We start from the raw sequence: 24,601 nt of genomic DNA on the forward strand, positions 1-24,601 counted from the left end.
GCAACCTTGCCAAGGTTGAGGTCGCGAGTTCGAGTCTCGTTTCCCGCTCCATGTTTCGACAGGCCCCATCGCGGGGTTTTGTCATGTCAGGGGCATCGTTCCTGGCCGCGGTACGTTGGCCTCATGGCAGAGTGGCTATGCACCGGATTGCAAATCCGTTTACAGCGGTTCGATTCCGCTTGAGGCCTCCAATTGAAAAGCCCTGACTCCGGTCAGGGCTTTTTCTTTGCGCGCCCCCTGCCAAACCACACTGCTGGCCCGCAGCCGCCCCTGCTAACGTCCGCCTTCACACTCAGGAAGAGGGGCATGCAGTGCGCGCAATGGCAATCCGGCAGGCGATCTACGTTCCCCTTGGCGCGATGTTCGCCGCAATCGCATTCGGCTTCACCGTGCCCGGCTACAGCTCGCTCTCGCAGCACCTCAGCGAAATGGGGCTGATGCCAGGCCCGCCGGCAAACATGTTGACGGTCTGCATCGCGGTCAATGGCGCGGCCATCATCGTCTTCAGTCTTGCGCTGCTGGGCTGGGGCCGCCGCTTCGCACTCACCGCACTCACGTCCCTCCTGTTCGGCGTGGCCATGCTCAGCAACGGGGTGTTCACCACGGGCAGCCCGCTGCATGGCATGTACTCCATCGGCATTTTTTCCATCCTGACGCCGCTGTTGTTCCTGGTCGAACTCGGGGCTGATGCCTCCCGGCGCATCGCCTGGGTTGCGCGCGCGACCTCGCTGCTGGGGATGCTCTATCTGTGGTTGATGCTGTCCGGCTTCGATCCGCAGCCCTGGCATGGGCTGACCCAGCGCATCGCGTTGCTGCCTGCCTTTGGCTGGTACACCTTTGCAGCGCTGGAACTGAGACGGGTGTTCGGGAACACCTGATGCCGTGTCTGGTTACACTCGGGGCATGAACCAGATCGACAACTTCCGCGGCGCACTGCTCGGACTGGCCTGCGGCGATGCCGTCGGCACCACGGTGGAGTTCAAGCCGCGAGGCAGTTTCAGCCCGCTCACCGACATGGTCGGTGGTGGCCCGTTCAACCTGGCGCTGGGGCAGTGGACCGACGATACGTCGATGGCGATGTGCCTGGCAGAAAGCCTGGTGCGTCGTGACGAATTCGATGCGCACGACCAGATGACCCGCTATGCCAACTGGTACCGCAACGGCTACTGGAGCGCGACCGGCGAGTGCTTTGATATCGGCATGGCCACGCGCGCGGCCATCGACCAGTTCCTGCTCAGTGGCGAGCCACTGTCGGGCAATGAAGACCCGCGCAGTGCCGGCAACGGTTCGATCATGCGCCTGGCACCGGTGGTGCTGCGCTATGCAGGAATGCCGGAACTGCCGGCGATGGCCGAGCTGGGTTCGCGCACGACCCATGCCGCGCGCGAATGCCTGGATGCCTGCCGCTTGCTGGCTGCTGCGATCGAGCGCGCGCTGGACGGGCAATCGAAGCAGGCGGTACTGGACCTGCGTGACATCCCGGTGCAGAGCGAGCGCCTGCAGCAGATCGCCGCTGGACACTACCAGCATGCAAGCCGTGAGCAGATCCGCGGCAGTGGCTATGTCGTGGACAGCCTGGAGGCGGCGTTCTGGTGCTTCCACCAGCACGACAGTTTCGCCGCTGCGGTGCTGGAAGCGGCCAACCTCGGCGACGATGCCGATACGACCGCCGCGGTGCTCGGCCAGTTGGCCGGCGCCTTCCATGGCGCTGCGGGCATCCCTGCGCACTGGCTGCAGGTGCTGGCCATGCGCGCGGAAATCCAGGTGCTGGCGGACGCGTTGTATGAACGGAACCGCGTTGCACGGGCCGGCCAGGGCTTTGCCGCTGCCGGGAATCCGTCGTAGCGTAATCGCCAGCGGGCCGGCATGGCCACGGACAGGAGGTCTGGATGAACGTGAAAACGGGTATTGGCCTGGCGCTGCTGTTGCTGGCACCGCTGGCTTCGGCGCAGGTCTACAAGTGCAAGGGGTCGTCGGGCGAGACGGTCTATTCGCAGGATCCCTGCGGTGCGGGCAGCGAGCCGATGAAACTGCGCTCCAACCGCGCTGCCTCCGAGAGCGCGGGCGAAGCATCCAACCGAGCGGCCGTCTATCGCACCACCGGCATGAGCGATGCGGGCATCGCCGAGCGCAACTGCCTGCAGGGCGAGCAGTCGCGCATCTATGGTCCGCTTGAGTCGCGCACGCAGGCGGTCAACCGTCAGGTAGCCGAGCTGGACCGGCAGTTGGCAGCCGCCCGCAGCACGCCGCCGGATGCGGGCGGCACGCTGCCCAATGCGACCCTTGAGTCGGGCATCCGTGCGCAGATTTCCAGCCTGCAGCAGTCATTGAGTTCGGAGCGGGTCGCTGCCGATGCGCAGATGTCCACGGCGCGCGATCGCTGTGCGTCCGTGCGCCGTGACCAGGAAGACCGGGTGCAGCAGCAATACGCCGCGCCAGAATCCAACGCGTACTGAGCCAGCGCCGGGGCGTCCTGCGTTCGGTACCCGCTGCTCCAACGGGTAGCTGACGCCGGGGGGGAGGGCCGGCATTGCGAAGCTGGTCGGCGCTGGAATCCAGCCCCAGCACCGCATCGAACTGCGGGGCCAGCAGGCGGGTGAGCTGGCCGCGTCACCAATCTCAAACCGGGACGACATGAGAAGGGGGTATGGTCGAGGTTCAGTCTTCGGGAGCAGCAATGGCACGCAGGGACATGCAACACCGCATGCAGCACGCGGCAGGCCAGCGATGAGCAGATCCTCCGCGGATGTGCGCTGGCTGACATTCCGGCTCAAGAACGGTCAGTCGATCGGGCCGGATCAACTGAAGGACGGCTGGGTGATCGCCGCCGAAACGCGCCATTGCGGCGTGCGCCGCGAGCGCATCGAGGGCTCGGGCGTGGTCTACGCCCTGTATGGCCCCTCCGACCTCGCATCACCGCGCCGCGCTGAACTGCGCATGCGCGATTTCCTGATGCGCTCGGGTTACACCTTCACCATGGGCACGCTGGGCGGCTGACGCCGCCCGTTGCGGTCACTCCACTGCCTCAGGGCCGCACGGTCAGCACCTGGCCGATGCTGCCGATCGGGCCGCGTTCGTCGTGCAGCACCGTACTGGTCAGGCCGATGCCTTCGCTGCCGAACGAGACCGAGGTGTCGAAGCCCAGCCAGTCGCCCTGCGGCGTGCCGAACAGGTGCACGGTCAGGTCGAGGTTGGGGAAGGCGATCTCCTTCGGATCGGCGCGCACGGCCATGCCGTTGGACAGGTCGAACAAGGTGGCGGCACGTGCCAGCGGGCTCACCGTCTCGCCATCCAGCAGCGGCTGCTTCGCGCGTGCCCAGTAGGTCGCACGGCCGGGGCCCTGGTCATCGCGGCGGATCTGCACGTTCTGGATGAAGCCGCCCGGCCACACCGTCGCCGGGTCCCATTCGGGCATGGTGTCTGCGGCGGCGATCCGCGCCAGCGGCGTGCCGGCGATGGCGGCGGTATCGTTCGGGCGCATCAGCCACGCACGCACGCGCAGGGCCGCACGGCCCTGGTGGCTGAGGGTGGCTTCGACGAGTTCGATGGTGCGGCCACCGCGCAGCACCTGCACGTGTGCGTCCATTGCTTCGATCGGAATGGTGCCGAGGATGTCGTAGGACAGGCGGCCGATCAGGAAGCCGTGGCCACGCGCGGCGGCATCACGCTCAAGATGGTGGGCGAGCAGGCCCATCGCCGGTGCGATGTGCTGCTCGTGGGTGTTCCAGGCGCCACCCACGTGTGCGGTGGGCAGGTAGCGGGTGTCGCTCAGTCGTTCAAAGAAGGCCATCGGTTCACGGGGCAGTGGAATGGAGTGCGTGGCGCGCTGTGCGCCGTCCCGCCATCGTAGCGCCGCGCCCGCAGCCTCGCCTGCGCGCGAACGCCTCAACGCGCCGCGGCCGCCTTCAATGCATCCAGCACCTGTGCACCGGAAAAGCCGCAATGCCCTTCGCCGGCGAGGGGCAGCACGCGCAGTTTCGCGGCACTGCCCGCACGCGTCGCCTGGTGCGGATACACCGCCTGCATGCGCGGCACGATGGTTGGATCGTCGTGGTTGAACTGGATCACCAGCGGTTTCAGCAGGGTGCCGCTCAAGGCCAGCCGCTCGCGCACGTAGGCTTGCCCCACCGCGCTGGCCTGCAGCCGCTGCACGCCCGCGTTGAAGGCGGCATCGTCACCGAAGCCGCTGTAGACCGTGCCGAGGTTGCCGGCCGGCATGCCGGCGGCGCGCTGCGCCAGTTCGTGCAGCACCAGTGCGTGCAGGCTGATCACACCAGCCAGTGCATCGGGTGCGACCTGCAGGCGGGTGGCCAGCTGTGCGGCAGCTGCCGGCCGGGTTGCCAGCGCAGCGGCGATGCCCTGGTACAGCGCCATCTGTGGCAGCGCAGCGGCCTCGCGTGAGACCAGGCCGCCTGCAGGCAGGCCGTCGGCCTTGGGAAAGAAGTAATCAAAGGCCACCAGAGTGGTGAGCAGATCCTCGGCCAGCGCTTCGCCCGGCAGATTGGCCCCGCACAGCGAAATGCCGCCGTCATAGGCCTGCGGATGCTGTTCCAGGCTGGCCACGGTGACCGCGCCGCCCATCGAGAAGCCGAGCATCCACGTCCTGCGCACCTGCTTCAGTTCGGCCAGCGTGTGCTGGCGCAGGCGTTCCATGTCGGCCACCGCGTCGGCCACCGCCCAGCCCTGGCTGGAATAGGCGCTCTGCGCGACCGCGTAACCCGCATCCAGCAGGGCCTGGGTACTATCGGCCGCGGCCATCGGCGTCGCGCGCGGCACGCCGACCGGTTCGTAGCCATGGGCCAGCATCACCAGCTCGCCGTTCCACTGCGTGGGTACGTCCAGCCGCCATGGCGCGCCCTGCAGTTCGCCGTTGAGCGAGCGTGGCGCAGGCGGGGCGGCGGCGTGCAGTGCGGTCGTGGGCAGCAACAGGCCGATGGCCAAGGCCAGTGGAAGCAGCAGGCGCATCGCGTTCGTCCTTGCAGGAATGTGCCGAGCATAGGCGCAGCCCCTGCGGCGCGCGCGCTGCACTGCGACAGCACGCGCACGCCGGGCTCAGGCCGGCGGCTGGCCGGTCGCGGTTTCGATGAGCGTACGGCGGAAGGTTTCCACCAGCGGCCGCAGGTTGATGCGGTGCCAGGCGGCCCACAACGGCGTGCGGTAGCTGAACCACGGCAGCTCGCGCAGCACCACGCCGGCCGGTGCCTGGTGGTCCAGGCTGCGCTGCAGGGTGGTCAGGCCCAGCCCGGCGGCCACCAGGCCGAGCGCGGCCAGTGGCTCGCTGGCTTCCATGGCGATGCTCGGGGTGAAACCGGCCTTCGCGCAGGCGGCAATGAAGGTGTCGTGGCGCAGCGCGCTTTCCTTGTGCATCACCCCGATCCACTGCTGGCTGGCCAGGTCATCGGGTGTGATCTGCTCGGCGCTGGCCAGGGGATGTCCTGCGGGCAGGGCCAGCAGCATCGGGTCGTTCAGCACCTGCGTGGCTTGCAGGTCCGGATCGTCGAACGCGGGCGGTTCGCAGACCAGGGCGATGTCCAGGCTGCGCTGGCGCAGGCCTTCCAGCTGCACGTCCGATTGCTGGTTGTACAGGGCGATATGCACGGCCGGGCGATCGCCGCGCAGCGCGCGCAGGGCGGTGGGCAGTACGCCCGAGTGCATGGCGTATTCCAGGTAGCCGATGCACAGGCCGCCCTCGTCGCCCCGGCCCAGGCGCCGGGCCAGCGACTCCAGCCGGTTGGCGTGGGTCAGCAGGGCCCGCGCCTCCGCCAGGAAGGTGCGGCCATCGGCCGTCAGGCGGATGCGCTGCTGCGAGCGCTCGAACAGCTGCAGCTCCAGCCGTTCCTCCAGCTGGGCGATCTGGCGGCTGAGCGGGGACTGGGAAATGTGCAGGCGCTCGGCGGCGCGACCGACGTGTTCATCTTCGGCGACAGCCACGAAGTAGCGAAGTTGGCGGAGATCGAGCATAAGACCGTCCGGGACTCAAGGTTGAAAAATTATGTCTTGGACAGTCTTATCGGGCAAGCCTAGCCTGTGCCTCAACCTCAACAACCTCCGCAGGAGGACCCCCATGAGCATCAATGAACTGCTGGCCGGCAAGACCCTCGGCTTCGGTACCGCCCCGCTGGGCAACATGTTCCGCGACATCCCGGAAGCCGAGGCCCAGGCCACGGTGGACGCGGCCTGGGAGCAGGGCACGCGCTACTTCGATACCGCCCCGTTCTACGGCGCCGGCCTGGCCGAGATCCGCCTGGGCGACACGCTGGCCAGGCGCAACCGCGATGATTTCGTGCTGAGCACCAAGGTCGGCCGCCTGATCCTGGATGAAGTGGAAGACACCAGCGCCCGCGACCTGGGCGAGAAGGGCGGCCTGTTCGTCGCCGGCCGGCCCAACAAGCTGGTCAATGATTACTCGGCCGACGCCACCCTGCGCTCCATCGACGACAGCCTGAAGCGGCTGAAGACCGACCGCCTGGACATTGTCTGGGTGCATGACATCGCCCAGGACTTCTACGGCGATGAGTGGCTGTCCTACTTCGAGACCGCACGCCGCGGCGCCTTCCGGGTGCTGACCCGGCTGCGCGAGGAGGGCGTGATCAAGGCCTGGGGCCTGGGCGTCAACCGCGTCGAGCCGATCGAACTGACCCTGGACCTGGACGAGGCGCGCCCCGATGGCTTCCTGCTGGCCGGCCGCTACTCGCTGCTTGACCATGAGCGCGCGCTGCAGCGGGTGATGCCGAAAGCGGCCGAGCGCAACACCGGCATCGTCGTGGGTGGGCCGTACAGTTCCGGCGTGCTGGCCGGTGGCAGCCACTTCGAATACCAGCAGGCCTCGCCGCAGATCCTGGCCAAGGTTGAACGCATGAAGGCCATTGCTGCTGCGCACGGCATCAGCATCAAGGCCGCCGCACTGCAGTTCTCGCTGGCCAACCCCGCCGTCGCGGCGGTGATCCCGGGCGCCAGCCGTCCCGAGCGCATCGCCGAAGACTACGCCGCGCTGAAGGAAGTGATTCCGCCCGCGTTCTGGCAGGAACTGCGCGCGCAGGGGCTGGTGTCCGCCGACGCGCCGCTGCCCATCGATCTGCGCTGAGCACGGAGGAGACCTGCCATGGCAACCGCATCTGCATCACTCACCGTACCGGCCAGCGCCGATCGCGTCTGGAATCTGATCGGCGGCTTCGATTCGCTGCCGGACTGGCTGCCGTACATCCCCACCAGCACGCTCAGCGAAGGCGGTCGCGTGCGCCATCTGGCCAACCCCGACGGTGATGCCATCGTCGAGCGGCTGGAGGCGTTCGACCAGGCCGGGCGCAGCTACACCTACTCGATCCTGCAGGCACCGTTCCCGGTGACCGGCTACCGCTCCACCCTGCGCGTGGTCGAACTGGACCACGGTGCGCGCATCGACTGGTCCGGTGCGTTCACCCCGGTGGGCGTCAGCGACGAAGCGGCCTCGGCATTGTTCGAGGGCATCTACCGTGACGGCCTGAGGGCGCTGCAGGCCACGCTGGCCGGTTGAACAACGCGGTCGCCCACCGCAGGGCCGGATTCGATACGATGGGTCGCATCAGCCATCATCTGCTTGATCTGGAGTCCTGCCATGGTCGACCGCCTTGCCATCCTGCTGGAACGTTTCGCGGTCAATGCCTCGGTGTTCCATGCCGGCGCGCTGTGTGGCATCAACAGCCTGCAGGGCGAGGACGAGGCTGGCCAGCTGCACCTGGTGCGGCGCGGGCCGGTGCAGGTCAGCCATGGCCAGCAGACCGTGCAGGTGGATGTGCCGAGCCTGCTGCTGTACCCACGGCCGATGCCGCACCGCTTCAGCACCGATCCGCAGCACGGTGCCGACATGGCCTGCGCCAACCTGCATTTCGAAGGCGGCCGGCTCAATCCGATCAGCGCGGCCCTGCCGGATTTCATCTGCATGCCGCTGGCCGATCTGTATGGCGGCAGCGCCGCGCTGGACCTGTTGTTCGAGGAAGCCTTCGAGCAGCGCTGCGGGCGCACGGTGATGGTCAACCGCCTGTTCGAGGTGGTGATGATCCAGGTGCTGCGCCAGTTGATGGAAGGCGGGCAGATGCGCGGCGGCCTGTTTGCCGGGCTTGGGCACCCGCGCCTGCGTCTGGCCCTGGTGGCCATGCACGAGGCGCCGTCGCAGGCCTGGACGCTGGAGGACCTGGCCGAAACCGCAGGGATGTCGCGCAGTGTGTTCGCCGCCAGCTTCCGCGAGGCGATGGGGACCACGCCCGGCCAGTACCTGCAGGGCTGGCGCGTCAGCCTGGCCCAGCAGGCGCTGCGCCAGGGCCGCCCGCTCAAGCGCATTGCCGACGATGTCGGCTACGGCAGCGAGGCTGCGCTGTCGCGTGCATTCAAGGCGCACACCGGGCAGTCGCCACGGCAGTGGCGCGACCAGGATCGCGCCAGCGCCGCCTGAGCGATCAGCCCATCACCAGCCGGGCCAGCTTCATGCCGCCGAAGAGGCCGGCCAGGCCGAGTGCGACCGAACCGCCGGCATACAGGGCGGCCAGCCCATGCTGGCCGCGCTGCAGCAGCAGGCCGATTTCCAGCGAGTAGGTGGAGAACGTCGTGTAGCCACCGAGGATGCCGGTGGTCAGCAGCAGCCGCAGTTGCGGCGATGCACCGTTGCGCAGGGCGAACGCCTCTACCACCACGCCCATCAACAGCGCGCCGCTGATGTTGATGAGGAAGGTGGACCAGGGCCACGGGCTGCCGACCGCAACCCGCGCGCCGAGCAGGTTGCAGGCGTGGCGCAGGCACGCGCCCGCGCCGCCCCCCAGGAAGACCAGGACATAGTTGTTCAGTGCTTGCATCGTTTGCCTCGAGTGCTGGTTCGCAGGATCGACGGCGTACGCAATGGCGGGCACGGCCTGCCATCGACGAACGCCGGGTTCGTCAACAACAGGAGCCATCAGCCATCAAAGGCGGTTATCGGGGGAGCCCCATCCCCATCACCGTCCATGCTACCAGCGACAGGCAGCCCTGCGCAGGACGGGTCAGGGCAGGGCGGTCGCCACCACGCGGGCCACCTTGCTGCGGCTGATGCCTTCGCGCAGCAGGTCGTTGGCCATCAACCCCAGCGATGCCTGCCGCCGGAAACCGACGTCGAGCCCGCGCCGGGCCAGGATGTTGGCCACCATTTCATAGGCCGTTTCCCAGACATCCAGATACGCCTCGCTGGGCAGGTACATGTAGGCGGTGCCACGTTCGCCCACTGCGCCATCGACCGGACCGAACAGCAGCTCGCGTGGATCCATCTTCACCGCATCGGCGATGCGGAAGAGCTGTTCGGCTTTTACGTGGTCGGCTTTGACGTTGTCGTTGAGCCAGTTGCTGACGGTGGCCGTGGTGCTTTTCGCGGCGCGGGCCAGGTGAGCCGGGCGGGTATGCCCGGCGTCCTTCATGGCGGCGGCGAGTCGTTGTCCAAGAGTATTCATCTATGCAAGCCAGCTTAACGCGTGGATTCAAAAGAATCCTTGCCACCAAAATAAGTCTGATGACGAAAGAGATCGAAAATGGACGAAAAGTGGTGCAAGCGTCACGTGCGCATGCGGCTGGGCCTGGGCACCGACGCTGAGCTGGCCAGGCTCTTTGGAATCAGCAGATCCGCTGTCTCGCAATGGCCTCGCGACGTTCCGATTCCCGCGCTGCGGCGCTACATGCTGCAACAGCGTTATCCGGATCTGTTTCCGGCGGAAAAGAGCAATCAGGCAGAATCGGTCTGATTAACGACCAAAAATGTCGTATCCGGATCGGTCCACCCATTTTGTTAAGCGTGCTTATCGCCATAGGCGAATTCGATGGAAAACGGGACGACGGGTGGACGGCAGGTGCGGAGCGGGCGCCGGTGTCGGCTTTGGCGCGACCCGGGGTAAGGCGGTGACGTCTCTCGCATCATGAATGATTAATAATTTCAATCACAAAAGTCGCCCCCTGTAATTGACCTGTCGTGAAAATTATGACTAATTGGCATCAGCCGGCCGTGAAGGCCGGGAGTCTTTCAGTAGCAGGCAAGTGGATCGGTTGACCGTCAACGATGCAGGACAAGTCCAACGGAGGTCGTATGGAATACGGCATGCATGGCTTGGCTGAACGGGTACGCCGCGAACTGGAAGCCAGTTACCACAAACACGGATGCGGTCCGGCGTTCTGGGATACCTACCAGCAGGTGCTTGACCGCCTGGTTCCGCAGGGAACCGAGCGTACCGAAGTCACCAATGATCTGGCGCTGATCATCGAGCAGCTCGGCATCGTCCGTCGTGCGCAGCTGGTGCCGCCGGACGACGGGCGCCCGCGCTGAGTCAGCACAGGCGCCAGGCGCCGCACGCCAGCAGGGCCAACAGCAGCGATGCCAGCGCGGTGGTGCGTGTGCGCCACCGGTGGCGCGCCTGCCCGGCCATGGACTGCGGACTGCAGTAGCGCACCAGCCCTTCGCCGAAGCCGGCACGGTGCTGCTGCTGCGCGCATGCCTCCAGGCAGGCACCGCAGGCCAGGCAATCGGCCTGCGGCCCATGACGGATATCCAGCTGCATCGGGCACGCCGTCACGCACGCCGCGCAATCGGTGCAATCCCCCAGCCGATCCGCACTGAAGGTGGGCATCGGCCCGGCCAGCAGCGGGTGGGCGGCACGGAATACATAGTCCTGCGCCGTTGTCGGGTCGAGCAGGCCACGGCCGCGACCGAGCACGCCACCCAGGGCGGCAGGCCGCGCGCCGCGGGGTTCGCCACGGCGGGCGTCGTAGAGCATGCGCGGCGTATGCGGATCGGTCAGCAGCGGCTGCAGGCGCGCGAACGGGCACAGTGAACGGCACACCTGTTCGCGCAGGAAGCCCGCATTGCCGTAGGTGGCTGCGGCATAGAACAGCACCCAGAAGGCTTTCCAGCCAGTCCAGCCGCTTGCAGCGGGCAGGCCAAACAGGCCGTGGATGGGGCTGAACAGGCCGACGAAGGTGATGCCGGTCCACAGCGAGAGCAGGATCCAGCACAGCCGGGTCGCGACCGTGGCCACGCGCGGGGGCAGCCGTCGCGACAGCGCGCGGGCGATGCCATCGAAGGCCCGCATCCACAGCGTCTGCGGGCAGGCATGGCCACACCAGACCCGCCCGGCGAGGTGGGTCAGCAGCGCCAGGCTCACCGCAAGTACCGCCAGCAGGCCCAGCAGCACGCCGACGTCATCGGGCCACAGGGTCCAGCCGAACAGGTCGAAGCGGCGCGTGGCAAGGTCCAGCAGCAACGCCTGGCGCCCGTTCCAGCGCAGCCAGGGCAGCAGGTAGAACAGCGCCAGCAGGACGGCGCTGAGGGCGCCACGCCAGCGCCAGGGACGGGGCAGGGAGGGCGCGGCGCAGCTCATCCCAGTGGCAGCTCGTCGTCGTCGCCGTCGCCCATCGGGCGCAGCAGGTACCCGGTCACCGCGCTGGACAGCGCCGTGACGGCCCAGAACATGAAGAAGCCTGCGGTGTAGCCCAGCTCGCGGCTGATCACGCTGGCGGGGAAGCTGATGGCCTGCAGCCGCAGGGGATCGACGAAGGCGAAGAACACCACGCTGGCCACGCCGGCGGCGATGAAGCTGGGCCAGAGGATCGCGCCCCAGTGCTGGATCAGCCGCTGGCGGCGGCTGGAAGACGGTGTGTTCATGCGGTCCCAGGTCTGAGGAAGAGGGCGGCGCGTATACTTCGCGCTGGGCGGCGCAGCATCCGCAGGGCGTGCGTCCTGCAAGCGCGCAAGCCTAGGCGTGCCTGGCCGCCTCGACATTGATCTGGATCAACAGCGGCAGCCGCCGCCTTCGGCACACTGCCGATCCGTACTGGGTAACCCGATGAACGCAGCAACCCCGACCGAACTTCCCGTTGCCTCCCTCGAGCTGTGCAGCGAGGAGGAGGTGACCCGCCTGGTCCACGACTTCTATGCGCGGGTGCGCGAGGAGGAGCGGCTGGGGCCGGTGTTCGAGGGGCATGTGCATGACTGGCCGTCGCACCTGGCCCAGCTGGTCGATTTCTGGTCGGCGATGCTGCGCGGCACCCGCCGTTTCAGTGGTTCGCCGATGTCCAAGCACATGGCCATCGCGCTGGACAAGGACCTGTTCGACCGCTGGCTGGTGCTGTTCCACATCACCACTGCCGAGTGCGGCAACCCGCCGATGCAGGCGCTGGCAGACGATGTCGCCAAGCGCATCGCCGAAACCTTCTGGCGCCGGTACCAGATGCTGCGCTGGCCGCAGGTGGGCCTGCCGGTGCTGGGCGTTCGCGGCCAGGATTGATCCAGGTCAAGGCGGTCGCGTCGCGCCAGCGCGATGCTGGCGCCATGGACACGTACTCTCCCGCTGCTGGCGGCCTGGCCTGGACCTTCGACCCCGATCTGCTGCGCCGGCATGACCGGCCGGGACCGCGCTACACCTCCTACCCGACCGCGCCGCACTTCCACGATGGGTTCGATGCGCCGGCCCTGCGCCAGGCGATCGCCGACAGCAACCAGCAGGCGCGCGCGCTGTCGCTGTACGTGCATGTGCCGTTCTGTTCCAGCCCATGTTTCTACTGCGGCTGCAACCGGGTGATCACCCGTGATCGCGGCCGTGGCCACAGCTATGTGGCGCGGGTGCTGGCCGAAGCTGACCTGCTGGCGCCGCAGTTCGATGACGGGCGCGAAGTGATCCAGCTGCACCTGGGCGGCGGCACGCCCAATTTCCTCGATGCCGAGGCAATGACCACGCTGGTGGAAGGGCTGCGCAGGCGCTTCGATTTCAGTGACTCGTCACAGCGCGATTTCTCCATCGAACTGGACCCTCGTTTCATCGATGCCGGTGACGTGGCGATGCTGGCACGGCTGGGTTTCAACCGTGCCAGCCTGGGCGTGCAGGATTTCGACCCGCAGGTGCAGGAATCGATCAACCGCGTGCAGGGCGTGCGGCAGACGCTGGACATCCTGCGTGCCTGCCGGGACAGCGGCATGCGCTCGGTCAACGTCGATCTGATCTACGGCCTGCCCGGGCAGAACCTGGAAGGCTTCGGCCGCACCCTGGAACTGGTGTTGGCGCTGCGGCCGGACCGCCTGGCGGTGTATGGCTACGCGCATCTGCCGCACCTGTTCCGCGCGCAGCGGCAGATCGACGAACGCCGGCTGCCTTCGCCGGAAGACAAGCTGGCCCTGCTCGGGCTGGCGGTGGAGCGCCTCTCGGCAGCCGGCTACCAGTACATCGGCATGGACCACTTCGCGCTGCCCGAGGAAGACCTGTCGCGCGCGCAGCGTGCCGGCCAGCTGCATCGCAACTTCATGGGCTATACCACCCATGCCGACACCGACCTGCTGGGCCTGGGCGTCAGCGCCATCAGCCACGTGGGCGCTACCTACAGCCAGAACCCGCGTGACCTGCCATCGTGGGAAGCGGCGGTGGACCAGGGCCAGCTGCCGGTCTGGCGCGGCGTCGCGCTCAGCGAGGATGACCAGCTGCGCGCCGAGCTGATCCAGCAGCTGATGTGCCAGGGCGAGGTGGATGGGCGCGCGCTGGGCCGGCGCCATGGCGTGCAGTTCGAGGAGTACTTCGCGCAGGACCTGCAGGCCGTGCAGCGCCTGCAGCAGGACGGCCTGGCCGAATACAGCGAGGGCGTGGTGCGCACCAGTGAGCCGGGACGGCCGCTGCTGCGCCTGCTGGCGATGTGCTTCGATCCGTATCTGCGCGCAGCGCAGGAGCAACCGCGGTATTCGCGGGCGATCTGAAGGCCGGTTGTCAGCGCGGCCCGGAATCGCCACGGGCCGGGCCGAAGTCGCGCGCCACGTTCCCAGGGCTGCTGGCCGTGCGCCACACGGTTGGCCAGTCACCGGACGGGCCGCCATTGCAGTCGGCCTGCAGCTGCACGGTCTCGGGCTGGAACACGGCACCGTCCCATCGCCAGCTCGCCGCGTGCCCGCAATCGCCGATGCCGCGGTAGAAGGTGGTTTCGGTCAATCGCTGGCGGACCGGATCGAAGCGCGGCCAGCCGAGGCGCTGCAGTTCGAACGCTGGCGCATCGTCGGCGATGGCTGGCGCGCCGGCCACGGCGAAGTGCAGGGCGCGGGCGGTGGCGACGTTGCCATGGTCCACCACGAACACCACCACGTTGGCGTTGTAGGCACCCGCCTGGCAGCCGATGAAGACCAGCTCGCGATGCGCATCGAGCGCGAAGGCTTGGTCGTGCTGGCGGACCAGGCTGTCGTCCGGGTCGCACTGGCGCTGCAGCAGGGCGGCCGTGTGCAGCCGGCGCACCCCGGCAATGCGCGAAGCGCTGAGCTGCGGCGGGAGGGTGGGTGCGCTTGCAGGAGCGACGTTCAGTACCGGCAGCGGCGCGGGTGGGGCGGCCGTTGCGCCCAGGGCAGCCGTAGCCGCCAGCAGCGCCAGCCAGGGGCGGAGTGCTCGCATCGTTGTCGGTCCTTGACTGGAGTGGTGCCCGGAGCCGGAATCGAACCGGCATGGGGTTGCCCCCGGCGGATTTTAAGTCCGATGCGTCTACCAGTTTCGCCATCCGGGCCTTGCAGCGCGCGCCGATTGTAACGGAATCGCTGCCCATGCCGGCGGATAACACCGCCTTTACGCAACCGGCTGCAGCGCTGGGTACAGTCCGCCAACTCTCCCAGGAATGGCGACATGCACGGACGTGGCAGGCGATGGATGCGGTGCGCGCTGATGTTGGCTGCGTGTCTGGTGGCCGGCCCGCTGTCGGCACAGCCGGCACCGCCACCGGCCGAAGCGGTGGTCGACCTCGACACGGTGCAGGTGACCGGCGAACAGCCCGGCCCGGGCCTGTGGAAAGTGACCGGCCCGCAGGGCCACGTGCTGTGGATCCTCGGCACGGTATCGCCGCTGCCGGCGCGCATGGAATGGCGCTCGGATGAGGTCGAGCGCACCATTGCCGGCGTCGATCATGTGCTGGGTGATCCGGGCTTCGGCCTGGACGCGAAGATCGGCTTCTTCAAGGGCCTGACGTTGCTGCCGCTGGCGAAGAAGACCGCGCGTGACCCGCAGGGACGCACGCTGGACCAGGTGCTGCCTGCACCGACCTATGCACGCTGGTCGGGGCTGAAGCAGACCTACCTGGGCAACGATCGCGGCGTGGAGAAGGATCGCCCGCTGGTGGCCTCCGGCCGGCTGTACCAGGCATTCCTCAAGCGCAATGGCCTGCGCGACAGCAAGCAGGTCAAGGAGGCACTCAAGCGGGCCTACAAGGCCCGTGACCTGGAACCGGAGGACGTGCAGGTCAAGCTGAAGATCGATGACCTGCGTGGTGCGCTGAAGGAACTGCAGGCCTCGGAAGTGGACGATCGTGCGTGCTTCGAACGGACGCTCGACACGGTGGAATTCCAGGCGCCGGTGCTGCGCGAGCGCGCCAATGCCTGGGCGCTTGGGGATGTCGCCGCGTTGAAACGACTGTCCACTTCGGCGATGGCGCAGAGCTGCCGCGAGATGCTGCAGGACTCGGAGTTCGTGCGCCGCCGCGGCTGGAGCAACCTGCCGCAGCAGGTGCGTGCGCGGTGGCTGCAGGCAGCCGACGCAGCGCTGGCAAAACATGCCGCCACGTTTGCGACGATGCCGGTCAGCCAGCTGCTGGGTGAGGGCTATCTGGAAGAGCTGACGCAGCGTGGCTACGTGATCGAGGCCCCGCCGGAATAACCCACGCTTGAAGTCCCCGTGCTTCCTGTCATATTCCTCCATATCGGGGGAAGGGGAGCGGGAGATGGCGTTGCATGCGTTTGCCTATGTCAGCACGGCCAGGGAAGGGCTGGAAGTGCCCGATCTCGATGCGCTGCTGGCCGACGCCACGCCCTTCAACCGCATGGCCGGCGTGACCGGTGTGCTGATGTTCGATGGCAGCCGCTTCCTGCAGTACATCGAGGGGCCGCGTGATGGCGTGGCATCGGTGCATGCGCGCATCCTCAACGCGCGCCGCCATGGCAGCATCAGCGAACTGGCCTCGGGCGACCTGCCGTCGCGCTGGTTCCCGCGCTGGACCATGGCCAACCGCATGATCGATGCGGCTACCCTGGACAGCATCGTGACCGCGCCCTGGCAGGGCTTCGACAACGCGCCGGCATCGTGCAGCCACGGTTTCGCGCTGCTGCTGCAGGCCTGGACCGGCGGCCATGGCGAACTGGAGCCGGCTGCCGTCAGCCTGGGCTCCTGAGCGGGGCGTGGCCCGCCGCCGCCGGAGCGGTTAACCTTGGCGGCCTGCTTGCCTGCCTTCGGAAATCCGGATGACCCAGACCCTGTCGCTGCCTGCGAGGCATCGCGCATGAGCGCACCCATCGGTGCTGCACAGCGGCCGCTGCCGGCCGTGATCGGGCTGGGCTACGTGGGCCTGCCGCTGGCGGTAGCCTTCGGCCGGCACATCCCCACCCTTGGCTACGACATCGATGCGGCGCGCATCGCCGAACTGGGCAGTGGCCAGGACCACACCCTGGAAATGGAGCCGGAGGAGCTGGCCGAGGCCACGCAGCTGCGTTACAGCAGCGACCCCGCGCAGCTGGATGCCTGCAACGTCTACATCGTCACCGTGCCGACGCCGATCGATGCCTACGAGCAGCCGGACCTGGAGCCGCTGCGCTCGGCCACGCGGCTGGTGGCCGGCCACCTGCGCGCCGGTGACCTGGTCATCTACGAATCCACTGTCTACCCCGGCACCACCGAGGAAGTGTGCGTGCCGCTGCTGGAAGCGGGCTCGGGGCTGCGCTTCAACGAAGATTTCTACTGCGGCTACAGCCCGGAACGGGTCAGCCCCGGTGATCGCCAGCGGCGCCTGGCCGACATCCGCAAGATCACCTCGGGCTCGACCCCGGCGGTGGCCGCGGTGGTTGATGGCCTGTACCAGCGCATCATCGCCGCCGGCACCTTCCCGGCGCCGTCGATGCGCGTGGCCGAAGCGGCCAAGGTGGTCGAAAACATCCAGCGTGACGTCAACATCGCCCTGGTCAACGAGCTGGCGCTGATCTTCGATCGCCTTGGCATCGACACCCAGGACGTGCTGGACGCTGCTGGCAGCAAGTGGAATTTCCTGCCGTTCCGCCCCGGCCTGGTCGGCGGCCACTGCATCGGCGTGGACCCTTACTACCTGCTGCATAAATCCGAGAGCGTGGGTTACCACCCGGACCTGATCCACACCGCGCGGCAGGTCAACAACCGTGTCGGCGAACACGTGGCCACGCGCGTGCTGGCGATGCTGGCCGAGCGGGGCCGCGAAGCGGCGCAGTCGCGCATCCTGGTGCTGGGCGTGACCTTCAAGGAAGACTGCCCCGACCTGCGCAACAGCCGTGCGCTGGAACTGGCCCAGCGCCTGCAGTCCGCCGGTGCACAGGTGCAGGTCAGCGATCCGTGGGTGGGGCCGGCCGCGCTGGCCGATGCGGACGTGCACTGGGTGGCCGAACCGCAGGCCGGGCTTTACGACGCGGTGGTGCTGGCGGTGGCCCATGCAAGCTTCAAGACGCTGGATGAAGCGCGCATCCGTGCCCTGCTGGCGCCGGGCGGGCTGGTCTACGACGTGAAGTCGGCCTGGCCCCGCAGCGTGGTCGACGACCGCCTGTAGACACCTGCGCGGTAGACTGTGGCGGTTGCAACCGAGGAACGCCATGCACCGGTATATCGTCTACCTGCTCGCCATCCTGCTGTTTCCACTGTGCCTGTGGCTGGCCACGATCTGGCCGGCCTGGTACTGGGGCGTCGGCCTGACCGCCGCGATGGTGGCGCTGGGCACCTGGGACCTGCTGCAGAAGCGCAGCACGCTGCGCCGCAACTATCCGGTGATGGCGCACTTCCGCTACGGCCTGGAATCGATCGGCCCGGAAATCCGCCAGTACTTCGTGCAGAGCGACCTGGAGGACGTGCCGTTCTCGCGGCAGCAGCGTGCGCTGATCTACCAGCGCTCCAAGAACGAAATGGACACGGTGCCCTTCGGCACCCTGCGCAGCACCTATGCGGTGGATTACGAGTGGATCAACCATTCGCTGGCACCCACCACCATCGCCGCGCATGATTTCCGCGTGCTGATCGGTCCGACCTGCGCCAAGCCCTATTCGGCCAGCGTGTTCAACATCTCGGCGATGAGCTTTGGTTCCCTGTCGGCCAACGCGATCCGCGCGCTGAACGAGGGCGCGCGCCGCGGCGGCTTCTACCATGACACCGGCGAGGGCTCGATTTCGCCCTACCACCGCGAGATGGGCGGCGACCTGGTCTGGGAAATCGGCTCGGGCTACTTCGGCTGCCGCGACGAGAAGGGCGGTTTCAGCGAGGAACGCTTCATCGCCAATGCCACCCAGGATCAGGTCAGGATGATCGAGATCAAGCTGTCGCAGGGCGCCAAGCCCGGCCACGGCGGCGTGCTGCCGGCACCGAAGGTGACCGCCGAGATCTCTGCCACCCGCGGCGTGCCGATGGGCGTGGACTGCGTGTCGCCCTCGCGCCATTCGGCGTTCTCCACGCCGGTGGAGCTGCTGCAGTTCGTGGCCCGCCTGCGCGAGCTGTCCGGTGGCAAGCCGGTCGGCTTCAAGCTGGCCATCGGCCATCCGTGGGAATGGTTCGGCATCGCCAAGGCCATGCAGGAAACCGGCCTGCTGCCTGATTTCATCGTGGTCGATGGCGCCGAAGGTGGCACCGGCGCGGCCCCGGCCGAGTTCGTCGACCATGTGGGCGTGCCGATGCACGAGGCGTTGCTGCTGGTGCACAACACCCTGGTCGGCCTGGACCTGCGTGAGCGCATCCGCATCGGTGCGGCCGGCAAGATCACCAGCGCGTTTGAAATCGCCCGCACCATCGCGCTCGGTGCGGACTGGTGCAACGCCGGCCGCGGCTTCATGTTCGCCCTGGGCTGCATCCAGTCGCTGAGCTGCCACACCGACAAGTGCCCAACCGGCATCGCCACCCAGAACCCGGCGCGCTGGAAGCACCTGGATGCGCCGGACAAGGCCACGCGCGTGCACAGCTACCACGAGCACACGCTGCATGCGCTGAAGGAGCTGCTCTGTGCCGCCGGCCTCAACGACCCGGCCGAGCTTGGCCCGGAGCACATCCTGCGTCGCGTTTCGCCTGTCGAGATCCGTTCGCTGGCCTCGCTGTACCGCTACCTGGAACCGGGCGAGCTGCTGCACAAAGTGCCGGACCACGCGGTGTTCCACTCGTTCTGGGCCGAAGCGCGCAGTGATTCGTTCCAGCCGCCGCCGCGCATCCAGGCGTTGCGCGCGAGCAAATCACGGTAACGGTTGTGTAGAGTCGAGCTTGCTCGACTGCTTCTCGATCAACAAAAGCAGTCGAGCAAGCTCGACTCTACGGAGATGCATCATGCAGTTCAGGACCGGCACGGCCGATGACGTAGCGATGCTGTGGGCATTGCGCACGCGCTGCGTGCGCGAAACCTGCAGCAGCCATTACCCACCCGACGTGATTGCACCCTGGTCGGCCTCGCCGCCGCCGGCGCAGTACACGCGCCTGCTGGCGCAGGGCGGTTGCGTGGTGGCCGAGGACAGCCAGGGCGGCCTGCTGGGTTTTGGCGTGTTCGATGCCGAAGGCAACGAGGTCGATGCGCTGTTCGTCGATCCGGACAGGGGCGGGCAGGGCATCGGTCAGGCGCTGATGCAGCGCTTGCTGGCGCTGGCCGACCCCGCGCGCGACGTGGTGCTTTCGGCATCGCTCAATGCGGTGCCGTTCTACCAGCGGCAGGGCTTCATCGCCGGAAACGAGGAAGCGTATCCACACCCCAGCGGCGTGGCCCTGGCCTCGGTGCGCATGCACCGGAAACTGTAGAGCCGAGCCCACGCTCGGCTGCTGTTGATTGGAGCCGAGCATGGGCTCGGCTCTACAGTTTCCGGGTCAGCGCCCGGCAAGCCATGCGATTACGCCTTCGGCCGCGCGCAGGCCACTGGCATAGCACGCCGTCAGCAGGTAACCGCCGGTCGGCGCTTCCCAGTCCAGCATCTCGCCGGCGCAGAACACGCCGGGCAGGGTGCGCACCATCAGGCCATCATCCAGCGCCTGCAGGCGCACGCCGCCGGCGGTGCTGATCACCTCGGCCATCGGCCGCGGGCGCAGCAGGCGCAACGGCAAGCGCTTCAGCGTGGTTGCCACGGCCGGCAGATCGTTGCCGGCCTCCTTGCCCAGGAGCTCGAACACCAGTGCGGCTTTGACCGCATCCAGCCCGGCCTGGCGGCGCAGGTGCTCGCCAAAGCTGCGGCCCTTGCGCGGGCGCGACAGGTCAGCCAGCAGGCGTGCCTCATCGCGGCCCGGCACCAGATCCAGCCACAGGGTGGCGTGGCCCTCACGGTTGATGGTCTCGCGCAGGTCCGCAGCCAGGGCGTAGACCAGGCTGCCTTCGATGCCGTATTCGCTGGCCACGCACTCGCCCTGCAGCGATTGCGGTTGGCCCTGCAGGTCGATCCAGTGCGCGACCACCGCCTTCAGCGGTGCACCGGCATTGCGCTGGGCAAAGAACGGGGTCCAGTCCACGTCGAAGCCGCAGTTGGCCGATTGCAGCGGGGCGATGTCCACGCCGCGCGCCTGCAACGGCGCGACCCAGGCGCCATCGCTGCCCAGCTGCGGCCAGCTGCCGCCGCCCAGCGCCAGCACGGTGGCGTCGGCGTGCACGTCCAGCGGGCCGTCGGCGGTGCTGAAGCACAACGCGCCATCATCGCTCCAGCCCGTCCAGCGGTGGTTGGCGTGCAGGCGCACGCCCTGTTCCTTCAGCCGCCGTACCCAGCCGCGCAGCAGCGGCGCCGCCTTGCGGTCGACGGGGAACACGCGGCCCGAACTGCCCACATAGGTCTCCACGCCGAAGCCGGCCGCCCAGTCACGCAGCGCCTGCGCGTCAAAGCCGTCCAGCCAGCGGCCGACCGCGGCGGACTGGTCGCGGTAGCGGCTGTCGAACAACGGGCGCGGGTCGGAATGGGTCAGGTTGAGGCCGCCCTTGCCGGCAATCAGGAACTTGCGGCCGGGCGAACCCTTGGCTTCGTACAGGTCCACGTCCAGGCCCGCCGCGCGCAGGCGCTCGGCGGCGAACAGGCCGGCCGGACCGCCACCGATGACGGCGACCCGGCGCGGCGGTGCGCCATTACGGTTTGACATCGAGCAGCTCGACATCGAACACCAGCGAGGAACCGGCCGGGATCGGGCCGACGCCGCGGTCGCCATAACCATAGGCCGGCGGGATCATCAGGGTGCGCTTGCCGCCCACCTTCATGCCGGCCACGCCTTCATCCCAGCCACGGATGACCTGGCCGGCGCCGAGGGTGAAGGTGAACGGTTCGCCACGGCCGACCGAGCTGTCGAAGGTCTTGCCGTGCTTGCTTTCGGTGCGCTGGTCGTAGATCCAGCCGGTGTAGTGCACGCTCACCTTCTGCCCGGGCGCGGCTTCGGCGCCGGTGCCGACCTGGGTATCGATGCGCTCGAAGGTGGCCAGGGTGCCACCCGGCGGCGGACCGGACGGTTCGCGGGCACAGCCGGCGGCGACAAGGGACAGCAGCAGGGGAAGCAGCAGGCGGCGCATCGGCGTCTCCGGGATGGGCGGTGTCGGGGGCGGCAAGGGTAGCGCATCAGCGCCGGGTATCATGGTGGCATGGCCAAACTCCTGCTCAATCTCCGCAACGTCGGTGACGACGAATACGCCGATGTATGCACGCTGCTGGACCAGCATGGCATCGCCTGGTACCGCACCGAACCCAGCCCGTGGGGCATTTCCAACGGCGGCCTGTGGCTGAGCGAGGATGGCGACCAGCCGCGGGCGAAGGCGCTGATGGCCGAGTACCAGGCGGCGCGCGGGGTGCGCGTGCGTGCCGAGCGCGAGCAGGCACTGCGCGAGGGCACGGCCGAGACGTTCGGCAGCCTGCTGCGGCGGCGGCCGGTGTTCGTGGTGCTGGTGCTGCTGGGCATGATCGTGGCGGCGGCACTGGTGCTGCTGCCGTTCGTGCTGTTGCGGGGCTAAGCCCCCGAGGTAGTGCCGGCCGCTGGCCGGCAAGGGCTCGGATCCCTCCGCCGCGCGGAGGGCTCTGACCCCTGGATCTGTCCATGCGGCCGACAGGCGCTAAAATGGCGGGATGATCGCCAATACCGCTGCCTACCACTTCGCCGTCATCGACGCCCCCCAGGCCCTGTGCGACCAGCTGCTGGCGCGCGCCGAGGCGGCGGAGCTGCGCGGAACCATCCTGGTGGCGGGCGAGGGCCTGAACCTGTTCCTGGCCGGGGCGCCGGAGGCGATCGAGGGTTTCTACGCCGCCCTGCATGCCGATGCGCGTTTTGCCGGCATGCGGGTCAAGACCAGCTTCAGCGAGCACCAGCCGTTCGCGCGCCTGAAGGCGAAGGTGAAGGACGAGATCATCAGCTTCCGCCGCGATGACGGCCAGCCGCTGGAGTATCCGCGGGCGCCGGCCGTGGACCCGGCCACCGTGCAGCGCTGGCTGCGCCAGGGCCACGACGATGCAGGCAAGCCGGTGGTGATGCTCGACACGCGCAACCTGCAGGAAGTGGAGTACGGCACGTTCAAGGACGCACTGGTGCTGCCCATCCACAAGTTCACCGATCTGCCGGAGGCCCTGGCGCCACACCGCGAGGCGCTGAAGGACAGCACCGTGGTCAGCTTCTGCACCGGTGGCATCCGCTGCGAGAAGGCCGCCCTGTGGATGCTCAACGACGGCATGGACAACGTGCTGCAGCTTGACGGCGGCATCCTTGGTTACTTCGAGGAGGTCGGCGGCGAGGGCTACGAGGGCCGCTGTTTCGTGTTCGATGAGCGCGTGGCGCTGGATGCCGCGCTGCAGCCGATGGTGGACGAGCCGCTGGCCGAGCCGCGCCCGAGCGCGTTCTGACCGCGCGTCTCTGTAGAGCCGAGCCCATGCTCGGCTGCCGTTGAGCGGTTGAAAGCAGCCGAGCATCGGCTCGGCTCTACACCCATCCCGCAGGAATCAGCATCCTGCCACCGTCACTGGCCGTGGCCCCGTCCCGACCCCATGCAAGGGGACATCCTGTGACGGAAATACGCCTGATGATCCCGTTGTCGATCCTCGACCTGGCCCCGGTCTGCGAGGGCAGCGATACCACCGCCGCCTTCGCCAACATGCTGGAACTGGCCCAGCACGCCGATGCGCTGGGCTACCGCCGCTACTGGCTGGCCGAACACCACAACATGCCCGGCATCGCCAGCGCGGCCACCGCCGTGCTGATCGGCCACGTAGCCGGCGGCACGAAGCGCATCCGCGTCGGCTCCGGCGGCATCATGCTGCCCAACCACGCGCCGCTGCAGGTGGCCGAGCAGTTCGGCACGCTGGCCTCGCTGTACCCCGACCGCATCGACCTGGGCCTGGGCCGTGCACCCGGTACCGACCAGCCCACTGCGCGCGCCCTGCGCCGCTACTTCGACAGCGCCGACCAGTTCCCGCAGGACGTGCGCGAGCTGCTGCACTACTTCGAACCGGTGCAGCCCGGCCAGGCCGTGCAGGCCGTGCCCGGTGGCGGCCTGCGGGTGCCGACCTGGATCCTCGGTTCCAGTCTGTTCGGTGCGCGCATGGCCGCCTCGATGGGCCTGCCGTATGCCTTTGCCTCGCATTTCGCGCCCGACTCGATGGACGAAGCGCTGGCGGTCTATCGCCGCGAATTCCGCCCCTCGGCCACGCTCAAGCAGCCGCACGCGATGCTGGCGCTGAATGTCGTGGCCAGTGACAGTGAAGCCGAATCGCGCCGCTTGTTCACCAGCCAGCAGCAGAGCTTCGTCAACCTGCGCCGCGGCCGCCCGGGCAGGATCCCGGCGCCGATCGACGATATCGAAACCTTCTGGGAACCGCACGAGAAGCTGGGCGTGGAACGCGCGCTGGCCTGCACCGTACTGGGCGATCCGCAGCAGGTGGCCGAGGGCATCGCCGCGTTCGTTGACCGCCACAAGCCCGACGAACTGATGCTGACCGCCAATCTGTACGACCACCGCGCGCGCCTGCGCTCGTTCGAGCTGGCCATGCAGGCCTGGCATGCCCGCCACGCAGGCTGAACATCTGCATCACGGCGCATTGCACCCGCGCCGGGTCTGATGGGGGCTCCTCATTCCGGAGCCCCCACCATGGCCGATACCCGCGCCGAACACATTGCCCAGCTGGCCGAACTGATCAAGGACGTGGAGGTGGCGATGTTCACCACCGTCGGTGTCGATGGCCGCCTGTACAGCCGCCCGCTGGGCACCCAGCAGGTCGCCTTCGATGGCGATCTCTGGTTCGCCACCGCCGCCGACAGCCCGAAGGTGGCCGAGATCGCGCTCAATCCGCGGGTCAACGTGGCCTACGCCTCGCCATCCAAAAACACCTATGTGTCGGTGGCCGGGCGTGCGCGCATCGTCGATGACCGGGCGAAGATCGAGGAGCTGTGGTCGCCGCCGATGAAGCTGTTCTTCCCGGGCGGCAAGGATGACCCGAACCTGCGGCTGATCCACGTGCGCGCCGATTCGGCCGAATACTGGGATGGCCCCGGCACGCTGCTGGGCAAGGCGCTGAGCTTCGTGCTGTCGGCGGTGCAGGACGAGCCGGCGCAGTTGGGCGACAACGGGTTCATCGACTTGCGGTGAGGGTTTCGGCCCGCCGGGCATGGCCCGGCGCTACCGTGCACGGGCG

The 24,601-nt window shown here is 68.0% G+C and carries 30 protein-coding genes, 2 tRNA genes and 1 riboswitch; of the genes, 21 read left to right on the forward strand and 11 right to left on the reverse strand.

Annotated features, from left to right (window positions below; all coding sequences use genetic code 11):
* Window positions 1-117 precede the first annotated feature (117 nt).
* From IAE41_RS12420 to IAE41_RS12440, 5 genes are all read left to right on the forward strand, one after another.
* A tRNA-Cys gene (locus IAE41_RS12420) sits at window positions 118-191 on the forward strand.
* A gap of 129 nt (window positions 192-320) precedes the next feature.
* Window positions 321-878, forward strand: a complete 558-nt coding sequence (locus IAE41_RS12425; protein WP_200733330.1) for a DUF998 domain-containing protein — start codon at window positions 321-323, stop codon at window positions 876-878.
* Between the two features lie 25 nt (window positions 879-903).
* The gene (locus IAE41_RS12430; RefSeq protein WP_200733331.1) at window positions 904-1,845 is read left to right on the forward strand and encodes an ADP-ribosylglycohydrolase family protein; all 942 of its coding nucleotides are present in this window, start codon (window positions 904-906) and stop codon (window positions 1,843-1,845) included.
* A gap of 44 nt (window positions 1,846-1,889) precedes the next feature.
* The gene (locus IAE41_RS12435) at window positions 1,890-2,456 is read left to right on the forward strand and encodes a DUF4124 domain-containing protein (protein WP_234458484.1); all 567 of its coding nucleotides are present in this window, start codon (window positions 1,890-1,892) and stop codon (window positions 2,454-2,456) included.
* 271 nt (window positions 2,457-2,727) lie between these two features.
* Window positions 2,728-2,997 (forward strand): hypothetical protein, encoded by a 270-nt coding sequence (locus IAE41_RS12440; protein ID WP_108747800.1) that lies wholly within the window; start codon window positions 2,728-2,730, stop codon window positions 2,995-2,997.
* A gap of 28 nt (window positions 2,998-3,025) precedes the next feature.
* Here the strand turns inward: IAE41_RS12440 and IAE41_RS12445 are convergent, their stop codons facing one another.
* From IAE41_RS12445 to IAE41_RS12455, 3 genes are all read right to left on the reverse strand, one after another.
* The gene (locus tag IAE41_RS12445) at window positions 3,026-3,790 is read right to left on the reverse strand and encodes a thioesterase family protein (protein WP_200733332.1); all 765 of its coding nucleotides are present in this window, start codon (window positions 3,788-3,790) and stop codon (window positions 3,026-3,028) included.
* A gap of 95 nt (window positions 3,791-3,885) precedes the next feature.
* Window positions 3,886-4,965 carry an alpha/beta fold hydrolase gene (locus IAE41_RS12450; protein WP_200733333.1) on the reverse strand — a complete coding sequence of 360 codons (1,080 nt, stop codon included), beginning with the start codon at window positions 4,963-4,965 and terminating at the stop codon, window positions 3,886-3,888.
* Window positions 4,966-5,052: 87 nt separating this feature from the next.
* Window positions 5,053-5,961 (reverse strand): LysR substrate-binding domain-containing protein, encoded by a 909-nt coding sequence (locus IAE41_RS12455; protein WP_200733334.1) that lies wholly within the window; start codon window positions 5,959-5,961, stop codon window positions 5,053-5,055.
* 103 nt (window positions 5,962-6,064) lie between these two features.
* Between IAE41_RS12455 and IAE41_RS12460 the strand changes: the two genes are divergently transcribed.
* The 3 genes from IAE41_RS12460 (at window position 6,065) to IAE41_RS12470 (ending at window position 8,428) form a co-directional block, all read left to right on the forward strand.
* Window positions 6,065-7,084 (forward strand): aldo/keto reductase, encoded by a 1,020-nt coding sequence (locus tag IAE41_RS12460; RefSeq protein WP_200733335.1) that lies wholly within the window; start codon window positions 6,065-6,067, stop codon window positions 7,082-7,084.
* 18 nt (window positions 7,085-7,102) lie between these two features.
* Window positions 7,103-7,513, forward strand: coding sequence for an SRPBCC family protein (locus tag IAE41_RS12465; protein WP_200733336.1), 411 nt, complete (start codon window positions 7,103-7,105; stop codon window positions 7,511-7,513).
* Between the two features lie 81 nt (window positions 7,514-7,594).
* The gene (locus IAE41_RS12470) at window positions 7,595-8,428 is read left to right on the forward strand and encodes an AraC family transcriptional regulator (RefSeq protein WP_200733337.1); all 834 of its coding nucleotides are present in this window, start codon (window positions 7,595-7,597) and stop codon (window positions 8,426-8,428) included.
* 4 nt (window positions 8,429-8,432) lie between these two features.
* Here the strand turns inward: IAE41_RS12470 and crcB are convergent, their stop codons facing one another.
* Window positions 8,433-8,825, reverse strand: coding sequence for a fluoride efflux transporter CrcB (gene crcB / locus IAE41_RS12475; protein ID WP_079221402.1), 393 nt, complete (start codon window positions 8,823-8,825; stop codon window positions 8,433-8,435).
* Between the two features lie 82 nt (window positions 8,826-8,907).
* A riboswitch (Fluoride riboswitch) is annotated at window positions 8,908-8,971 on the reverse strand.
* A gap of 37 nt (window positions 8,972-9,008) precedes the next feature.
* Window positions 9,009-9,449: a helix-turn-helix domain-containing protein gene (locus IAE41_RS12480; protein WP_234458485.1), complete on the reverse strand. Its 441-nt coding sequence runs from the start codon at window positions 9,447-9,449 to the stop codon at window positions 9,009-9,011.
* Between the two features lie 78 nt (window positions 9,450-9,527).
* On the opposite strand from IAE41_RS12480, the gene IAE41_RS12485 reads away from it, so the two are divergent.
* A complete protein-coding gene (locus IAE41_RS12485; protein ID WP_200733338.1) occupies window positions 9,528-9,737 on the forward strand; it encodes a hypothetical protein in 210 nt (69 codons plus the stop codon).
* A gap of 338 nt (window positions 9,738-10,075) precedes the next feature.
* Complete coding sequence (locus IAE41_RS12490; RefSeq protein ID WP_200733339.1) at window positions 10,076-10,312, forward strand: hypothetical protein; 237 nt, start codon at window positions 10,076-10,078, stop codon at window positions 10,310-10,312.
* 1 nt (window position 10,313) lies between these two features.
* Here IAE41_RS12490 and IAE41_RS12495 read toward each other — a convergent pair whose 3' ends face one another.
* Window positions 10,314-11,363 carry a 4Fe-4S dicluster domain-containing protein gene (locus IAE41_RS12495; protein ID WP_200733340.1) on the reverse strand — a complete coding sequence of 350 codons (1,050 nt, stop codon included), beginning with the start codon at window positions 11,361-11,363 and terminating at the stop codon, window positions 10,314-10,316.
* Entirely contained in the window at window positions 11,360-11,647 is a 288-nt protein-coding gene (locus IAE41_RS12500; RefSeq protein WP_079221407.1) for a hypothetical protein, read from the reverse strand. Before IAE41_RS12500 ends, IAE41_RS12495 begins: the two co-directional genes overlap by 4 nt.
* A gap of 181 nt (window positions 11,648-11,828) precedes the next feature.
* Between IAE41_RS12500 and IAE41_RS12505 the strand changes: the two genes are divergently transcribed.
* Window positions 11,829-12,269, forward strand: coding sequence for a group III truncated hemoglobin (locus IAE41_RS12505; protein ID WP_108746423.1), 441 nt, complete (start codon window positions 11,829-11,831; stop codon window positions 12,267-12,269).
* Between the two features lie 44 nt (window positions 12,270-12,313).
* The gene (hemN, locus tag IAE41_RS12510) at window positions 12,314-13,723 is read left to right on the forward strand and encodes an oxygen-independent coproporphyrinogen III oxidase (RefSeq protein WP_079225174.1); all 1,410 of its coding nucleotides are present in this window, start codon (window positions 12,314-12,316) and stop codon (window positions 13,721-13,723) included.
* Between the two features lie 10 nt (window positions 13,724-13,733).
* Here the strand turns inward: hemN and IAE41_RS12515 are convergent, their stop codons facing one another.
* Window positions 13,734-14,402, reverse strand: a complete 669-nt coding sequence (locus IAE41_RS12515) for a DUF1176 domain-containing protein (RefSeq protein WP_200733341.1) — start codon at window positions 14,400-14,402, stop codon at window positions 13,734-13,736.
* A gap of 22 nt (window positions 14,403-14,424) precedes the next feature.
* Window positions 14,425-14,511: transfer RNA gene (locus IAE41_RS12520), tRNA-Leu, on the reverse strand.
* A gap of 155 nt (window positions 14,512-14,666) precedes the next feature.
* On the opposite strand from IAE41_RS12520, the gene IAE41_RS12525 reads away from it, so the two are divergent.
* From IAE41_RS12525 to IAE41_RS12545, 5 genes are all read left to right on the forward strand, one after another.
* Window positions 14,667-15,650 (forward strand): TraB/GumN family protein, encoded by a 984-nt coding sequence (locus IAE41_RS12525; RefSeq protein WP_234458486.1) that lies wholly within the window; start codon window positions 14,667-14,669, stop codon window positions 15,648-15,650.
* Between the two features lie 64 nt (window positions 15,651-15,714).
* A complete protein-coding gene (locus tag IAE41_RS12530; protein WP_200733342.1) occupies window positions 15,715-16,161 on the forward strand; it encodes a BLUF domain-containing protein in 447 nt (148 codons plus the stop codon).
* Between the two features lie 108 nt (window positions 16,162-16,269).
* Entirely contained in the window at window positions 16,270-17,556 is a 1,287-nt protein-coding gene (locus IAE41_RS12535; RefSeq protein ID WP_200733343.1) for a nucleotide sugar dehydrogenase, read from the forward strand.
* 43 nt (window positions 17,557-17,599) lie between these two features.
* Window positions 17,600-19,222 carry an FMN-binding glutamate synthase family protein gene (locus IAE41_RS12540; protein ID WP_079221413.1) on the forward strand — a complete coding sequence of 541 codons (1,623 nt, stop codon included), beginning with the start codon at window positions 17,600-17,602 and terminating at the stop codon, window positions 19,220-19,222.
* An 82-nt stretch (window positions 19,223-19,304) separates the two neighbouring features.
* A complete protein-coding gene (locus IAE41_RS12545) occupies window positions 19,305-19,766 on the forward strand; it encodes a GNAT family N-acetyltransferase (protein WP_200733344.1) in 462 nt (153 codons plus the stop codon).
* Between the two features lie 66 nt (window positions 19,767-19,832).
* Here the strand turns inward: IAE41_RS12545 and IAE41_RS12550 are convergent, their stop codons facing one another.
* Window positions 19,833-21,080, reverse strand: coding sequence for a TIGR03862 family flavoprotein (locus IAE41_RS12550; protein ID WP_200733345.1), 1,248 nt, complete (start codon window positions 21,078-21,080; stop codon window positions 19,833-19,835).
* The gene (locus IAE41_RS12555) at window positions 21,067-21,501 is read right to left on the reverse strand and encodes an FKBP-type peptidyl-prolyl cis-trans isomerase (protein ID WP_200733346.1); all 435 of its coding nucleotides are present in this window, start codon (window positions 21,499-21,501) and stop codon (window positions 21,067-21,069) included. Before IAE41_RS12555 ends, IAE41_RS12550 begins: the two co-directional genes overlap by 14 nt.
* Window positions 21,502-21,570: 69 nt before the next feature.
* On the opposite strand from IAE41_RS12555, the gene IAE41_RS12560 reads away from it, so the two are divergent.
* The 4 genes from IAE41_RS12560 to IAE41_RS12575 all read left to right on the forward strand — a co-directional run bounded on the left by IAE41_RS12560 (window position 21,571) and on the right by IAE41_RS12575 (window position 24,555).
* Window positions 21,571-21,936, forward strand: a complete 366-nt coding sequence (locus IAE41_RS12560) for a DUF6164 family protein (RefSeq protein ID WP_079221417.1) — start codon at window positions 21,571-21,573, stop codon at window positions 21,934-21,936.
* Window positions 21,937-22,048: 112 nt separating this feature from the next.
* Window positions 22,049-22,816 carry a sulfurtransferase gene (locus tag IAE41_RS12565; RefSeq protein ID WP_200733347.1) on the forward strand — a complete coding sequence of 256 codons (768 nt, stop codon included), beginning with the start codon at window positions 22,049-22,051 and terminating at the stop codon, window positions 22,814-22,816.
* A 176-nt stretch (window positions 22,817-22,992) separates the two neighbouring features.
* Window positions 22,993-23,988, forward strand: coding sequence for an LLM class flavin-dependent oxidoreductase (locus IAE41_RS12570; RefSeq protein WP_200733348.1), 996 nt, complete (start codon window positions 22,993-22,995; stop codon window positions 23,986-23,988).
* A 69-nt stretch (window positions 23,989-24,057) separates the two neighbouring features.
* Window positions 24,058-24,555: a pyridoxamine 5'-phosphate oxidase family protein gene (locus tag IAE41_RS12575; RefSeq protein ID WP_200733349.1), complete on the forward strand. Its 498-nt coding sequence runs from the start codon at window positions 24,058-24,060 to the stop codon at window positions 24,553-24,555.
* Window positions 24,556-24,601 lie beyond the last annotated feature (46 nt).

The organism is Stenotrophomonas sp. S39 (assembly GCF_016624665.1).
Taxonomy (GTDB): Bacteria; Pseudomonadota; Gammaproteobacteria; order Xanthomonadales; family Xanthomonadaceae; genus Stenotrophomonas.